Source organism: Desulfolutivibrio sp. (assembly GCF_036584575.1).
GTDB lineage: Bacteria > Desulfobacterota > Desulfovibrionia > Desulfovibrionales > Desulfovibrionaceae > Desulfolutivibrio.
The window spans coordinates 1-14383 of sequence record NZ_JAZHDB010000188.1; the positions used below are offsets into that span (position 1 = coordinate 1).

General features: G+C 65.9%; 11 protein-coding genes. All 11 read left to right on the forward strand.

The genetic code is table 11. The annotated features are described in order from the left end of the window. Positions 1-1121: glycosyltransferase family 2 protein (locus V3572_RS13475; protein ID WP_332111532.1), on the forward strand; the 1121-nt coding region annotated here is incomplete at its 5' end. 329 nt (positions 1122-1450) lie between these two features. After that, on the forward strand, positions 1451-2992 hold the full coding sequence (locus V3572_RS13480) for a hypothetical protein (RefSeq protein ID WP_332111533.1): 1542 nt from the start codon (positions 1451-1453) through the stop codon (positions 2990-2992). 110 nt (positions 2993-3102) lie between these two features. Then, the gene (locus tag V3572_RS13485) at positions 3103-4440 is read left to right on the forward strand and encodes an HDOD domain-containing protein (RefSeq protein WP_332111534.1); all 1338 of its coding nucleotides are present in this window, start codon (positions 3103-3105) and stop codon (positions 4438-4440) included. A gap of 63 nt (positions 4441-4503) precedes the next feature. Continuing rightward, complete coding sequence (locus V3572_RS13490; RefSeq protein WP_332111535.1) at positions 4504-5919, forward strand: sigma-54-dependent transcriptional regulator; 1416 nt, start codon at positions 4504-4506, stop codon at positions 5917-5919. 287 nt (positions 5920-6206) lie between these two features. Beyond that, positions 6207-7208: a Flp pilus assembly protein CpaB gene (cpaB, locus tag V3572_RS13495; protein ID WP_332111536.1), complete on the forward strand. Its 1002-nt coding sequence runs from the start codon at positions 6207-6209 to the stop codon at positions 7206-7208. A 16-nt stretch (positions 7209-7224) separates the two neighbouring features. Then, positions 7225-8790: a type II and III secretion system protein family protein gene (locus V3572_RS13500; protein WP_332111537.1), complete on the forward strand. Its 1566-nt coding sequence runs from the start codon at positions 7225-7227 to the stop codon at positions 8788-8790. A 26-nt stretch (positions 8791-8816) separates the two neighbouring features. After that, positions 8817-9146, forward strand: coding sequence for a hypothetical protein (locus V3572_RS13505; protein WP_332111538.1), 330 nt, complete (start codon positions 8817-8819; stop codon positions 9144-9146). A gap of 232 nt (positions 9147-9378) precedes the next feature. Further along, positions 9379-10572, forward strand: coding sequence for an AAA family ATPase (locus V3572_RS13510; RefSeq protein WP_332111539.1), 1194 nt, complete (start codon positions 9379-9381; stop codon positions 10570-10572). 39 nt (positions 10573-10611) lie between these two features. Then, positions 10612-11946 (forward strand): CpaF family protein, encoded by a 1335-nt coding sequence (locus tag V3572_RS13515; RefSeq protein ID WP_332111542.1) that lies wholly within the window; start codon positions 10612-10614, stop codon positions 11944-11946. Positions 11947-12049: 103 nt separating this feature from the next. Continuing rightward, positions 12050-13015 carry a type II secretion system F family protein gene (locus tag V3572_RS13520; RefSeq protein WP_332111540.1) on the forward strand — a complete coding sequence of 322 codons (966 nt, stop codon included), beginning with the start codon at positions 12050-12052 and terminating at the stop codon, positions 13013-13015. Between the two features lie 31 nt (positions 13016-13046). Next, positions 13047-14006: a type II secretion system F family protein gene (locus V3572_RS13525; protein ID WP_332111541.1), complete on the forward strand. Its 960-nt coding sequence runs from the start codon at positions 13047-13049 to the stop codon at positions 14004-14006. Positions 14007-14383: the final 377 nt, after the last annotated feature.

The window sequence follows — 14383 nt, forward strand, 5'->3', positions numbered from 1 at the left end:
GGTTCAACTGCCCCAAGGCCCTGCGCCTGATATGGGACAAACGGCTTTTCGACCACTTCGCCACCCTCGGCCATGATGAGGCCGCCTGGCCATTGTGGGAGAGGCTCAAATCCCAGATCAACGAGCCCATCGCCCTGGCCCGGGCCGCCGAGATGCACCGCCGGGCCGGGCGGCCGGAGGCGGCCGTGGAATTGTACGAACGGGCCTTCGCCCTGGATCCCTGGCAGCGTCCCTATGCGCTGCGCGCCAAGGCCCTGCGCCACCCCTTCGTCCCCGACGCCGGACTTTTGACAGCGAAGAAAGTCTGCATCTATCTGTACAGCTACAACAAGGCCACGATCCTGGGCGAGACCCTGGAAAGCCTGGCGGCCACCGATATCGGCCCGGCCCGCATCAAGGTCTTGCTCAACGGCTGCACCGACGACAGCGCCGCCGTGGTGGCCAGGGCCAGGGGGCTTTTCCCGAAAAACGACTTCGAGGTCATCGAACTGCCGGTGAACATCGGCGCGCCCGCCGCCCGCAACTGGCTCCTGAGCCAGCCCGCCACCCGGGAGAGCGACTATGTGGCCTTTCTCGACGACGACATCTATCTGCAACCGGATTGGTTGAGCCATCTGCTCACCGTGGCCGAGAGCGATCCCAAAATCGGCAACGTGGGGTGCAAGGTGGTCTTCCCGGGGACGTACCGGCTGTTGCAATATCTGTATCGCCACATCTCCCTTTGCACGGAGGAGGCCATCCGGGCCAGCATCCCCGTGCCCTACATGCAGTACGACATCGGACTGTACGACGTGATCCGGGAAACCCGGGTGGTCATGGGCTGCCAGCATCTTCTTCGGGTGGCCTCCCTGGCCGACGCCCCCTGGTTCGACATTCGTTACAGCCCTTCCCAGATCGACGACACGGACCATGATCTGCAACTGTGCCTGTCCGGTTGGAAGGTGATGTACTGCGGTACGGTGACCTGCGTGCATCGGCAGAATTCCGGAACCTCCCTGCGCAGCAGGCTGGATATCCCCGCCCAGGGCAGCATCATGGGCAACGACGTGAAATTCCACTATAAGTGGCTGGAGCGGATGGACGAGATGCGCCGCCTGGATTCCCTTGGCCTGAACACCTAACCCCCTGCCGCGCCGCGCTTTCGGCTCGTCCCGGCCGTGTTCCCCTGTCTGCGCCGTCACCTGCCGGTGCGGCCGGACGGGGGTTTTTTATTTGGCGGCGGGCGGCGATTCCGGTAAGCTTAACCCACGACCGCTTTCATGACGGTCGCCCGGCCATGTGCGATGCGTTCGGACATGTCCCGGCCAAACGGGGGGAGGCCCGTGCGGCGGGGGGAGAGCCGGGGAGGCGACAGGTGCGGGGGGCAACGATGGCGAGCCGGGAGGAGGGGGCGAACGGACAACCGTCCGGGCGCGCAGGTTTTTTGTCGCGATTTCGGTGGGAAGCGGACATGACGTTGCCCATCGTGGCCACGCTGGGCATCGTGCTTGGCTGGTATCTGGTGCTTAATTACGAGGCGGCGCTGCGTGCGGGCACGTCCGTGGCGTTTTGCAAGACGCAGCTTGAGCTCGCCCGCAGTCTGGGCAGAAGCGCCGAGAATTTCATATGGGCCAGGCACGGCGAACTGCCGCCGCCGGTCATCGAATCGGAAATACGTGAGCGCATCCTGGCCCCCGTGAGCCTTCTGGGCGGCGGGGCCTGGATGTTTTCCCCGGGGCAGGCGGATTGCGGCCGTGATCCCGGTCTTCCCTGGTGCGGCGCGGCGCAGGGCGCGCCCGCCGGGGAGAACGGGCACGACCAGCCTTCGGGCATGGAGCGGCTGGTGGCCGAGGCCTCGTCCGGGCGCGAGGGCGCGGGGCGCTTCGTCGCCAAGGCCGGGAACCGGCAGGAGATCATCGCCTGGGCCCCGGTTCGGGTGCAGGACATGTCCTTCGTGGTGGGGGTGACCTCCTCGTTTACGGACGTTCTGGCCGTCACCGGGGTGGTGCGCCAGTCGCGCAACGCCATGTTCATGATGGGGCTTATGACTCTGGGGGGGCTTGGGCTGGTCATCTTGTCCACCGGCAACATCGTGCGCAGACGCCTGGCCGAGATCGAACTGGAGCGGGCCAACGCGGAGCTTGAGGCCCGCGTGGTCAGCCGCACCGAGGAGCTGGCGGCCAAGACCAAGGCCCTCATGGAATCGCGGCTGCGGGAACGCCTAAGCGAAAAAGAGGCGGAAATCGCCTTCCAGGCCGGGCTGGTGGAATCGGCCGGAACCTACCTGCACACCACCGGCAACGCCCTGACCTCCCTGGAAGGGCTTTTTCTCAAGATGCGCCGCACCCTGGAGGCGGCGGCCCGCACCGGGGACGCCTTTGCCGCCGCCCGGCAGGCGGCGGAAACCGCCCTGGGGCGCGGGGAAAGCCCGGTGGTGGAGGACATCGCCGCGTTGGAGGCGGCCCTTCTGGGGCGCGCCGTCCCCCGGCTTTCGGAAATTTTGGTCGAGATGGGCGAGGTCAAGGCCCGGATGATCGCCGAGCTTGAGGGCCGACGGACCCTGTTCGACGCCCGCAAAAGCCGGGGACGCCTGACCCAGGCCGTGGACATGGGGCGGGCGCTGGCGGAGGCCGTGGAGCAGGCCCGCCCGGAATGCGCCGCCCGGGGGCTGTCCGTGTCTGTCCGGGACGTTTCCGGGGTTGTGGTCCAGGCGGACAGGCGCAAGGTGGGCCACGGGCTTTTGCGGTGTCTGGCCATGGTCCGCGACGCGGCCCGGGAAGGGTGCGCCGGGGAGATCGCCTGCCTGGCCGAACGCGGCGGGGACGGCCGGGTGCGGGTGGTCATGCGGGCCCGGGGGGCGGCCTTTGTGGGGGCCGATCCCTCCCGGGACGACCCCGAACTGCTGGCCTTCATCAACTATTTGAACGAAAATCACGGCGTTTTCGGCATTGTGCGCGACAGCGAAGGGTTTTGCGCGGAAGTGGAACTGGGAGACATGCCCGCCCCGGATTGAGCAGGCCCGGGGCGTGGCGTCTTGACACGCCCCTTCGTTTGTCTCCATATCCGGCATGGAGTCGTTTTGGGGAACTCGGTTCCGCTGCGGCGAAGGACGTATGGAAGGATATGGTCAAAGTCAGGTTTTCCGATCTGTCCCCGGGCATGGAGCTGGCCGAGGACGCCATGACCCCGGGCGGGCGTTTTCTCATGCCCCGGGGTACGCGGCTTGAGCGGTCCCATCTGACCACCCTGGCCGGATGGGGGATCGCCGAGTTGGACGTGGTCGGCGGCTCTCCCCCCCCGGCGGCGGAGACGGGCGCCGACGGGGGGGGAGAGCCGCCTGCGGACGCGCGGCCGAAACCCGCCGATTTCCTCGAACAGGCCATGGAGGCGGCCAAGGGCCGTTTCGTGTTCGTGGATCTGCGCGAGGAGATCGCGGCCACGGTCTTTCGCCTAAGCGTGGGCAGGACCGCCAAACGGCTGGCCCGGGCCGCCCTGGAAGAGGCCGACAAGCCCGCCCCGGCGCCGAAGCCCCAGTCCCCGTTCGGGGCGCGGCCCGCGCCCGTGGCGGCGGCCGGGCCCATCCCCTCACCCGAGGATTTGCTGCGCGAGGATCCGCAACTGGTGTCGTTGCCCGAGGTGTTCACGCGCATCAACGAGGTGCTGCGCAATCCGCGCAGCAGCGTGGATGAAGCGGCGCGCATCATCGGTACGGACGCCAGCCTTTCGGCCACCCTGCTCAAGCTGGTCAACAGCGCCTTCTACAGCCGGGCCTCCCGGGCCGTGGAAAGACGGTTCCCGGCCAAGGTGGACAACCTGACCCGGGCGGTGATGATCGTGGGCGGCAAGCAGCTGGCCACCCTGGCCCTGGGGGTCTCCGTGCTGCCCATATTCCGGGACATCCCCCCGGAATACATCAACATGAAGGCCTTTTGGAAACACAGCATCGGCTGTGGGATGATCGCCCGGGCCCTGGCCGAACACTCCGGGGTCTGCGGTGGGGAAAGTTCTTTTGTGGCCGGGCTGTTGCACGATATCGGGCGTCTGGTCCTCTACAAGCACCTGCCCGGGCCGTCGGGCCTGGCCCTGCGCCGCTCCCGGGAGGAATTTTGCACCCTGACCATGGTCGAAAAGGAGCTTTTCGCCTTCGATCACGGCTATCTGGGCGGCCTTTTGCTGCGCAAGTGGCAGTATCCGACGGCCTTGGAAAAGATGGTGCGCTACCACCACGACCTGACGGAGCCGCTTTTTATCGAGGAACCGGCGGTGATCCATGTGGCGGATTTTCTGTGCAACGCGCTGGAGATCGGCGCCAGCGGCGAATGGCGCGTCCCGGCCCTTTTGCCCGAGGCCGTGGAGGCCCTGTCCCTGTCTTCGGCCGATCTCAAGGGGCTGGTCGGCGGCGTTGAGGAGAGCATCGAAGAGGTCTTCACCAGCTTTTTCCCCGGCGACGAGGAGGCCTGAGGAGCGACCGGCCGGAGGAGCGTTCCCGCGCGTGTGCTGCACAAACGCCAACCGAGGCGGATGATGGCCGAAAAAATCCTGGTGATCGAGGACGACGCGGCGTTTCGCGAGATGCTCGTCGAGGCCCTGACCTCCAAAGGCTTTGAACCCCAGAGCGTCGGCTCGGTGGAGGAGGGCCTGCGCAGGCTGGCGGAGACGCCGTTCGAGCTGGTCTTGACCGATGTCATGCTCCCGGGGAAAAGCGGCATCGAGGCCATAAGCCTCATCCGGGACATGGCGCCGGCCACCGACGTCATCGTCATGACCGGCTATTCCACCCGGGAAAAGGCCCTGGAGGCCGTGCGGCGCGGGGCCTACGACTTTTTTTCCAAGCCGTTTAGCCTAACGGAGCTTGAGATCGTCATCCGCCGGGCCCTGGAACGCCGGGGACTGCGGGCGGAGTTGGCCTCCCTGCGCACCAGCCTGCGCGAGGCCCGGGGCGGTCCCACCATCGTGGGCCAAAGCGAAGGGATGCGCCGGGTGGTGGAGGTGATCCACCGGGTGGCCGGGCTGGACACCACGGTCTTGGTCACGGGCGAATCGGGAACGGGCAAGGAGGTGGTCTCCGACGCCGTACACGCCTTGTCCAAGCGGGCGGCGGGGCCGTTTATCAAGGTCAACTGCGCGGCCATCCCGGAAAATCTGCTGGAAAGCGAGCTTTTCGGCCACGAAAAGGGGGCCTTCACCGGGGCCCTGGCCCTGAAAAAGGGCAAGTTCGAACTGGCCCAAAGCGGCACCCTGATGCTTGACGAACTGGGCGACATGCCCCTTTTTTTGCAACCCAAGCTGCTGCGGGCCGTGGAACAGCGGCAGATCGAGCGGGTGGGCGGGGCCAGGCCCATCGACATCGACATCCGCATCATCGCCGCCACCAACCAGGATCTCCCCCAACTGGTGGAGGAAAAGAAATTTCGCGCCGACCTCTATTACCGCTTAAGCGTAGCCGTCATCCGCATCCCCCCCTTGCGCGAGCGCAAGGAGGATCTGCCCCTTCTGGTCGAATTTTTTCTGTCCCGCATCAACGTCAAGCTGGGCATGAACCTGCGCGGGATCACCCGGGAGGCCATGGGGCTTTTGTACGCCCACGACTGGCCGGGCAACGTCCGGCAGTTGGCCAACGTGCTGGAGCGGGCGGCCATCATGAGCGCGGGCGAGGTGCTGGAGGCCGACCACTTTCGCGACGCCTTCCAGGTCCGGGCTCGGGCGGCGGGGCAGGAGCAAGGGCGCGTCCCCGGGGCGGTGGGCGGCGGGGAGCATGTGGCCTCCCTGCGCCAGACCCTGGAGGACGTGGAACGCAGCATGATCGAGACCGCCCTGGCCAAAAAGGACGGGGTGCAGAAGGACGCGGCGGCGCTTTTGGGGATCAGCCCCAAGAACCTGTGGAACAAAATCCAGAAGCACGGCATCGATCCGGCCCGGTTTTCCGGCCAGGTGGCCTGAACCGGCGGCGTATTCGTTTCACTTTCTTAAACATCCCCTCGTTCATCCCGTGAAACACCCGGCCTTTTCCCCTGCCGGACAGCCCGGCCCGGCGGGGCAGGCCCCCGCCGTCGGGTCGGCGGAGATCGGCCCGTGGTGCGGCCTGCCGGGCGGTTTGGGCCTGAATCGGGCTTTGGGCATGGCTTTTGCTTGGTCCCTGTCGCCGAGGCAGGCCAGCCGTGTGGCGGACCATGGCCCGGCGGTGGCGGGCTTTTCCGGCGAACCGGAAGACCAAAAGGGTGTGAGGCATGAAATCCAAGGCCGCACTACATCTCGTGCTGGCGATTCTCTTGGCCACCGTGGCCGGGGGGCTCACCCTGCGCTGGCTGTCCGGGCAGAAACCCGCGCTCCGGCAGGCCGACACGGCCTCGGTCGAGGTCGCGGCCCCCGTGAAAACCCACAATCTGGTGGTCGCCGCCAAGGGCCTGGAACGGGGCCTGCGTCTGTCGCCGGACATGCTCAAAATCGTGCCGTATGATCCGGACCTCGTGCCTCCCCAGTCGTTTTCCAACCCCGACGATCTGGCGGGCCGCACGCTTTCCCGCAGGCTGTCGCCGGGCGACCCGATCACCGAGGACAAGCTGTTCCCCAAGGGCGCGGCCACGGCGGGGCTGGAGCAGCTCGTGGAGCCGGGCAAGCGCGCGGTCACGGTCAGAGGCTCCAAGGAACTGGGGGCCGGGGGGCTCATCGTCCCGGGCAGCCGGGTGGACGTGATCATGACCATGCAAAGCGAGGAGCAGCCCGACCCGGACGCCCCCGACGTCAAGGAGAGCAAGCTTATCCTGACGAATCTCCCGGTTCTGGCCACGGGCACGGAGATGGAGCCCAAGATCGGCAAGGACGGCCGGGAGGAACTCTCCGCCACGGACTATTTCACCCTCCAGGTCACCCCGGCCGAGGCCGAAAAGCTGACCTACGCCGCCAATAACCATGTGTTGTCCTTCGCCTTGCGGGCTCCGACCGACAAGGACGCCGTGGTCACCTCCGGCGCGGACCTGACCACCGTCCTTCAGCGCCGAGCCGCCCCCGACGCGGACCCGGCCATGGCCGAAGACCCGCCCGTGGAGGTCATCCGGGGACTGTCCAAACGGCATCGCCAGCCCAAGGAAGACACGGTGGAACGCAAGGTGGCCCCGGGCAGCCGCGAGGCGGCCGGGACATTGCCCAATGCCCTGATGTCGGGAATGGGCGGCGAGGATGGCAAACCGGTACAGGACATCGACCTCGGCCCCACGCCGGTCATTCCGTAACCCAGGAGCACGGACCATGACATCCGCCACGCCACGCACCATCTCCCGGCTCCGGGCCATGACGGTCTGGGCATTGGCCTGGCTTGTGGTCTTTTCCGGCCCGGCCGGGGCCGGGGTCATCAGCGCCGCGCCCGCCTCGGTGCGGCCCGCCCAACGCCTGGAACTGGCCACGGGCAAGTCCATCATCTACACCAGCACCCGGGGCGACATCGGCCGGGTGTCCGTGGCCAAGCCCGAGATCGCCAATTTCGTCCTGCTCTCCGGCAAACAGATCTATATCACCGGCGAGGCCCCGGGCATGACCTCGCTGACCGTCTGGGACCGCGCCGACAAGGTCATGGACATCTACGACCTGGATGTGGCTCCGGACGTGACGCGGCTTAAGCGCATGCTCCACGACATCCTGCCCGACGAACCGGGGCTTGCGGTCATGGCCTCCCAGGATTCCATCACCCTGGCCGGGTCGGCCAGAAACTCCGAGAACCTCAAAAAGGCCCTGACCCTGGCCGAGGTCCACGCCCCGGGCAAGGTGGTCAACCTGGTCACCGTGGGTGGGGTGCATCAGGTCATGCTGGAGGTGCGGGTGGCCGAAATGTCCAAGGATGTCGCCAACCGCATGGGCATCAACATCAACGCCATCTCCCAGGGCAACTTCGCCTATTCCCTGCTGGGAAGCTTAAGCTCCATCGACGGCACCATGATGGACATCATCAGCGCGCAAAACGATTATTTTTACCTGCAAGACGACGATGGCAATGCGGTCTTCCCGCCCGTCTCGGCCAAGAGTTCGACCTTCCAGCCCCGGGAGGTGCAGCAAACGGCCACCGTCAGCAGCAACGCCACGGGCGTGGTGCGCTACAACACCAACTACGGCCAGCCCAACAACGTCACCTGGACCGGCGTGGTGGACATCCTCAAGAAAAACGGCCTGGCCAAGATCCTGGCCGAGCCCACCCTGGTGTGTCTGGACGGACAGAAGGCCTATTTCAACGCAGGCGGCCAGATTCCCTACGCCATCTCCAGCGCCTTCAACCAGGGCATCGAATGGAAGGACTACGGCGTGAAGCTGGAGTTCGCCCCCACGGTCCTGGCCGATGAGCGGATAAATCTCGTCTTGCAGCAGGAGGTGTCGGAGATCGACGACAGCCTCAGCACCTCCGCCGGGCCGGCCCTTTTGTCCCGCAAGGCCTCCACCACCATCGAGCTTGGCGACGGGCAAAGCTTCGCCATCGCCGGGATGCTCAAGCAGATTTCGGGGGAAAGCCTGGAGAAGTTCCCGGCCCTGGGCGACATCCCCATCCTGGGCAGCCTGTTTAAGAGCACCCAGTACACCAACAAGGAAACCGAGCTGGTGATCATCATCACCGCCCATCTGGCCAAGCCCCTGGACAAGTCGGCCATCCGCCTGCCCACGGACAACTACACCCCGCCGGACGACATGGAATTTTTCCTCAACATCGCCCCGGACCCGGTCACGGAAAAAAAGGCCGGTCCTGCCAAAACCGCCGAGGCCAACGGCCTGGACGGACAGTTCGGCGCGGCCCTGCCTCCCGTGGCCCAGGCCCGGGAGCTGAGCCAGTGACAGGCCGCGCAGGCTAAGGAGCCCCCATGACCCACGGCACATCCCTCTCCCTGGCCTTGGCGCTCGTGGCCCTTTTGGCCTGCGGGCCCGGCGGGTGCAACGAGGTGACCCGCAACAGCGACACGCACTTCGGGGAATCCTTCCATACGGTCTTCACCAATCAGAAGCTCAACCCCGACGCCGGGGCCGAGGGCACGCCGGTCGCCGGCTTCGACGGCCAGAAGGCCGCCAACACCATGAGTCAGTACCAGAACAAGCCCGCCCCCATCAAAGCCGGGAGCAAGGGCGGGGCCGGGGGGGGCGCGACCGACGCCGTGCTTTTTACCCCCAAAGACAGCGGAAAGTCCGCGAATTAAGCCCGTATTCCGGGCGGGGGAGCGGTTTTCATCCCCCCGGAAACGGCGTATGTTGTTTTCCACGCGACCTGGTTGTGCGCCGCACCCCGCCGTCTTCGGCGGTTCCCGCCCCTGGCGGGACAAGCCCTGCCCGGTGTCGCGCACGCGGCGCAGCGCCGCCAACGAACCAACGCGAATCGCCGCCCCGGCCCAGGGCCATGGCCTGTCGGCGCGACGGTTCCTCTAGGCTCACATGCAGGAAAAGATCGCCGTTGTTTTGGATGTCGCCGACCACGGCGTGCGCGCCGCCTTTGAACGGCGCTTGGCGGAGTTTGCCGATTTCGAGGTGCTCGGGGCCGCGACAAGCCTGGTCGAACTGGTGGTGCGGGAGGCCGCCTCCGAGGACATCGGGCCGGAGCTCGAGGAGCTGCGCCCCTTTCTCGATGCCGCGCACGGGGTCGAGGTCTTTTTGGTGGCCCCGCGCCTGTCCAAGGATACCCTCATGCAGGCCATGCGGGCCGGGGTGCGCGAATTTTTCCAGGCCGACTCCCCCGAGGATGAAATCCGCATGGCGCTTTGGCGCTTCAAGGAGCGCCGCGACAAACGCCTGGCCGAACGCCAGGGCGCTGGCGGCGCCGCGCCGCGCCAGGGGCGGATCATCAACGTCTTCGGGGCCAAGGGCGGGGTGGGCACCACCACCTTGGCCGTCAACCTGGCCGCCTCCTTTTTGTCCAGGAAGGAGGGGGCCATGGTCTCGCTCATGGACATGAACCTGCCGTTTGGCGAGGTGCAGCTTTTCCTGGATCTGCATCCGCGCTACCACTGGGGCGAGATCATCGGCAACATCTCCCGCCTGGACGCCACCTACCTCATGAGCATCATCTCCCGGCACGCCTCGGGGCTCTACCTCCTGCCGCCCCCCAGCCGCCTGGAGGACTTGCAGATGGCCACCCCGGAGAACATCACGGCGCTCTTGACCTGCATGCGGTCGCTTTTCGACACCGTGGTTATCGACCTGGGCATGTATCTGGACGAGATCACCCTCAAGGTCATGGACATCTCCGACGACATCGTCCTGGTGTGCGTCCAGAATCTGCCCTGTCTGGCCAACGTGCGCCGGTTCATGGAGAACATGCGGGGCGTGGAGGGGGATCTGGTGCAAAAGCTCAAGGTGGTGGTCAACAGGCACCTGCCCGAGAGCGACCTGTCCGTGGAGGACATGGAAAAGGCCCTGGGCATCAAGGTCTTCCGCAGGATACAAAACGACTACAAGACCACGCTTGCGGCCATAAACCAGGGCAAGACCCTGGCCGAGATCGCCCCCAAGGCCGAGGTCACCCGGTCCATCGGGGATCTGGCCCGGGCCCTGGTCCCGCCCGGTGAGGCCAAGAAGGGACGCGGACTTTTCGGCCTTCCCTTTTTGTCCGCAGGCAAACGCCAAGGATAACGCCCCATGGACAATTCACCCCGCCGCGCCATCCGGGGCATGCCCCCCCGCTTCGAGCCGCCCGCCGCCGCCAAGGATACGGGCATGGCCGGGGACGAATATTACGAGGTCAAGACCCGCATCCATGACCGGCTGATCGACCTGATCGACCTGTCCCTGCTCGATTCCCTGGACCCCGAGGCCCTGGCGGCCGAGATCGGTCGGCTGGTGGAGAAGCTTCTGCGCGAGGAGTTCGGGCAGACCCCCCTCAACCAGGGGGAGCGGGAGCGCCTGATCGGCGAGGTCAAGGACGAGATGCTGGGCCTTGGGCCGCTCGAACCCTTCCTCAAGGACGATTCCGTCAACGACATCCTGGTCAATTCCTTTCGCCAGATCTACGTGGAGCGCAAAGGCAAACTGGTGCTCACGGGGTCGCGCTTCAAGGACAATTCGCACTTAAAAAAGATCATCGACCGCATCGTCTCCCGGGTGGGCCGCCGGGTGGACGAATCCTCCCCCATGGTGGACGCGCGACTTCCCGACGGCTCCCGGGTCAACGCCATCATCCCCCCCCTGGCCATCGACGGCCCGGCCCTGTCCATCCGCAAATTTTCCAAGGACAAGCTCACGGCCCAGGATCTCATCGGCTTCAAGGCCATCACCCCGGACATCGCCGAGGTCTTGCGGGGCATCGTCCTGGCCCGGCTCAACATCCTGATCTCCGGCGGCACCGGCACCGGAAAAACCACCATGCTCAACTGCCTCTCGGGCTTTATCCCCCACGACGAACGCATCGTCACCGTGGAGGACGCGGCCGAACTGCAACTCAAGCAGGATCATGTGGTGCGCCTGGAGTCGCGGCCGCCCAACATCGAGGGCCGGGGCGAGGTCACCCAGCGCGACCTGGTCAAAAACTGCCTGCGCATGCGCCCGGATCGCATCCTTGTGGGCGAGGTGCGCGGGGCCGAGGCCCTGGACATGCTCCAGGCCATGAACACCGGCCACGACGGCTCCCTGGCCACCATCCACGCCAACAGCCCCCGCGACGCGCTGATGCGTCTGGAGACCCTGGTGGCCATGGCGGGCCTTGCCATCTCGCCGCTGTCGCTGAAACGCTACATCGCCTCGGCCGTGGACGTGATCGTGCAGATCGCCCGGTTTTCCGACGGCTCGCGCAAGCTGACGAGCTTTCAGGAGATCACCGGCATGGAGGGCGAGGTCATCACCATGCAGGAGATTTTCGCCTTTGAGCAGCGCGGGCTGACCCCGGACGCCCGGGTCAAGGGCGCGTTCTTGTCCCGGGGCATCCGGCCGAAGTTCGCCTCCAAGTTCGAGGCCAAGGGAATCAAGCTCCCCGAGACCATTTTCGACCCCAGGAACGTGGTGGAGGTCTAGGGCCGCCGCCACGCGCAGGATGATGGCGCCTGTCCCGGGTGGGCGAACGCCGCCCCCCCGTCACCCCCAACCGCACGCCGCCGCGCCGGGAGGCCCAACCCACATGCCGCCTCTTTTGTCCGTGTTGGTCTTTGCGGCCTTTGCCTATCTGGCCGTGGCCACGGTTCTGGTCTGGCATTCCCGGGGCCGGGCCGAAAAGGAGCGCCTGTCGCGCCGGTTGGCCGAACTGACCGGCCGGGAGACGGACGCGGCCCCCCTGGACATCGTCAAAAAACACCATCTAAGCGCCATGCCCTGGCTGGACACGGCCCTGTCCCGGCAACGCTGGACCTCGGCCGTGGACCGCATGCTGGCTCAGGCCGACATCCACGCCCCCCTGGGGGTGTTCGTGCTGTCCTCCCTGGTCTTGGCCGTGTTCGGGGCGGTCTTTGTCCAACTGCTCACCCGCAACACCATCCTGGCCGCCATCGCGTCCGCCGCCCTGGCGGCATTGCCCTTTTGGTGGATACGCCTCAAGCGCAAGCGGCGCATGGCCCACTTCGAAAAGCAGCTCCCCGAGGCCCTGGACCTGGTGGCCCGGGCGCTCAAGGCCGGGCACACCTTCAACAGCGGCATGGCCATGGTGGGGCAGGAGTTCGACGATCCCATCCGCATGGAGTTCGGCAAGACCCTGGAGGAGATCAATTTCGGGGTGACCCTCATGGAAGCCCTGGACAACATCATGGACCGGGTGGACTGCCCGGACCTCAATTTTTTTGTGGTGTCGCTGAAGATCCAGAGCGAGACCGGCGGCAATCTGGCCGAGATCGTGGAGAACATCTCGTCGCTTATCCGGGAGCGGTTCAAGCTGCGCGGGCGCATCCGCATCCTGTCCGCCGAGGGCCGTTTTGCGGCGCTGGTGCTGTCGCTTATGCCCTTTGGCGTGGCCGGCGCCATCTACGCCAGCAACCCCAGCTACATTATGCTTCTGGTGGACGACCCCCTGGGCCGGATGATTCTGTGGACCTGCGGCGGCATGATGCTTTTCGGCATTCTCGTGATGCGCAAGATGATCCGTATCGCGGTCTGACCGGCCGCGCCAACAAAGAGAGGCCATTATCATGGACGCGACGCTTGTGGCCGCCCTGGCCGTGGCCATGCTGGCCCATCTGACGGTGTTCGCCCTGGTGCTCGGCGTCTTCGCCCATCTGGAGGAGTTGCGCCGCCGCCGGGAGATCATGGGCCGCACCCTGGGACTCACCCCCCAGGACGCGACCCGGCGACGCCCCGGCACCCTGGGTTGGCTGACGGACTTTTTTTTGTCAGCGGCCGAGTCCTTCGGGCGCAAGGTCCAGCCCTCCAAGGCCGAGGACATCTCCGCCACCAAGGCCACCCTCCTGCACGCCGGATTTCGCGGCCAAAACGCCGTGGAAATCTATTGGGGCATAAAGATCGGCATGGCCCTGGCCGGGATCGGCCTGGCGGCGGGCCTGGTTTTGGTGGTCATGCCCACCATGCGCCCGGAATACAAGTTCGTCGTGGGCGCGGGCATTGTGGCGGCCTTTTTCTACGCCCCGGGCCTGGTCCTCAACCATCTGGTGACCAAACGGCAGCGGGCCATCCAGAACGGACTGCCCGACGCCCTGGACCTCCTGGTGGTCTGCGTGGAGGCGGGCATGGGCCTGGACGGGGCCATCCAGCGGGTGGGGATGGAGCTGGCCCACAAGGAGCCGGTCTTAAGCTCCGAACTGAGGCTTTTGACCCTGGAGCTTCGGGCCGGAAAATCCCGCCGCGAGGCCCTCAAAAACCTGGCCACCCGGGTGGGCCTGGAGGATGTGGGCAGTCTGGTGGCGCTTCTCATCCAGGCCGACATGTTCGGCACGAGCATCGCCCAGACCCTTCGGGTTTACGCCGACGCCATGCGCACCAAGCGGTTCCAGCGGGCCGAGGAGATCGCGGCCAAGCTGCCGGTCAAGCTGCTTATGCCCCTGGTCTTTTTCATCTTCCCCACGCTGTTGCTGATCATCCTGGGCCCGGCCGCCATCCGGCTCATGGCCATGTTTTCCAACACCCATAAATAGGCCCCCCAACGGCCCGGGAGGCGCCTGCGGGCGGCGGCCCATGGCGTTTTTCCGGGGGGCGCCCGGTCAAGGGCTCGTCGCCAAAACGATTTACAACCGCAACGTTCTTGGGTAGGCCTTGAGGTAGTGTCACGGTTGGCAAAACGATGCCATGCCACGATGATTCGCTTTGGCGTCATGAACGCGCCGCAGACGGCGCACGGGCGAGACGATTCCTGTACAAGGAATATGTCGCCTTCGGGAGGATGCACCCATGTCGCTTGGCAAGAAATTTCTCAAAAGCAAGCCCATATGCAAGGTCACTTTTACCGTGGACAAGGAACTGGCCAAGGACGCCGCGACCGTGTCCCTGGTGGGCGAGTTCAACGGTTGGGAGA